General features: G+C 55.5%; 1 rRNA gene. It reads right to left on the bottom strand.

The features are described 5' to 3' along the window. Positions 1-1,433 (bottom strand): 16S ribosomal RNA (locus HMPREF2787_RS04270); the annotation flags it as partial. Between the last annotated feature and the right edge of the window lie 191 nt (positions 1,434-1,624).

Genomic DNA, 1,624 nt, shown 5'->3' with positions numbered 1-1,624 from the left:
AAAATGTGTTAGGCCACTGGCTTCGGGTGTTACCGACTTTCATGACGTGACGGGCGGTGTGTACAAGGCCCGGGAACGTATTCACCGCAGCGTTGCTGATCTGCGATTACTAGCGACTCCGACTTCACGGGGTCGAGTTGCAGACCCCGATCCGAACTGAGACCGGCTTTGCGGGATTAGCTCGCCCTCACGGACTGGCAACCCACTGTACCGACCATTGTAGCATGTGTGAAGCCCTGGACATAAGGGGCATGATGATTTGACGTCATCCCCACCTTCCTCCGAGTTAACCCCGGCAGTTTCTTACGAGTCCCCACCACAACGTGCTGGCAACATAAGACAAGGGTTGCGCTCGTTGCGGGACTTAACCCAACATCTCACGACACGAGCTGACGACAACCATGCACCACCTGTATACAAGCCACAAGGGAAACACCATCTCTGGCGCGATCTTGTATATGTCAAGCCCAGGTAAGGTTCTTCGCGTTGCATCGAATTAATCCACATGCTCCGCCGCTTGTGCGGGCCCCCGTCAATTCCTTTGAGTTTTAGCCTTGCGGCCGTACTCCCCAGGCGGGGCGCTTAATGCGTTAGCTACGGCACGGATCCCGTGGAAGGAAACCCACACCTAGCGCCCACCGTTTACGGCATGGACTACCAGGGTATCTAATCCTGTTCGCTCCCCATGCTTTCGCTCCTCAGCGTCAGTTACTGCCCAGAGACCCGCCTTCGCCACCGGTGTTCCTCCTGATATCTGCGCATTTCACCGCTACACCAGGAATTCCAGTCTCCCCTACAGTACTCAAGTTATGCCCGTATCGCCTGCACGCCCGGAGTTAAGCCCCGGAATTTCACAGACGACGCGACAAACCACCTACGAGCTCTTTACGCCCAGTAATTCCGGACAACGCTCGCACCCTACGTATTACCGCGGCTGCTGGCACGTAGTTAGCCGGTGCTTCTTCTCCATCTACCGTCAGAAACCCTTCGTCGATGGTGAAAGGAGTTTACAACCCGAAGGCCGTCATCCCCCACGCGGCGTCGCTGCATCAGGCTTCCGCCCATTGTGCAATATTCCCCACTGCTGCCTCCCGTAGGAGTCTGGGCCGTGTCTCAGTCCCAATGTGGCCGTCCACCCTCTCAGGCCGGCTACCCGTCGCCGCCTTGGTAGGCCATTACCCCACCAACAAGCTGATAGGCCGCGGGCCCATCCCACACCGAAAAAACTTTCCACCACACCCTCACGGTGCGGTCCTATCCGGTATTAGACCCAGTTTCCCAGGCTTATCCCGAAGTGCAGGGCAGGTCACCCACGTGTTACTCACCCGTTCGCCACTCGTGTACCCCAGCAAGCTGGAGCCTTACCGTTCGACTTGCATGTGTTAAGCACGCCGCCAGCGTTCGTCCTGAGCCAGGATCAAACCCTCCATCAAAAACCCTTCAAATCAGAAGAATCAAAAAACAATGAAAGGCCCAAAAACCTGACAAAAACAGACAAACAACCACCACACACCACAAACAGTGCGCGGCCTGGCCGTTATCCAAAAATAAAACATTCTCCCCTTCGAACCGACGAGGCCAAAAAAGAAGAGAACAACCATGATCTTTCCCACAAATGAAAAAA

The sequence above is a fragment of the Corynebacterium sp. HMSC061H03 genome, from assembly GCF_001838215.1.
Taxonomy (GTDB): Bacteria; Actinomycetota; Actinomycetes; order Mycobacteriales; family Mycobacteriaceae; genus Corynebacterium; species Corynebacterium jeikeium_D.
This window is presented reverse-complemented; position numbering and strand designations above follow the sequence as displayed.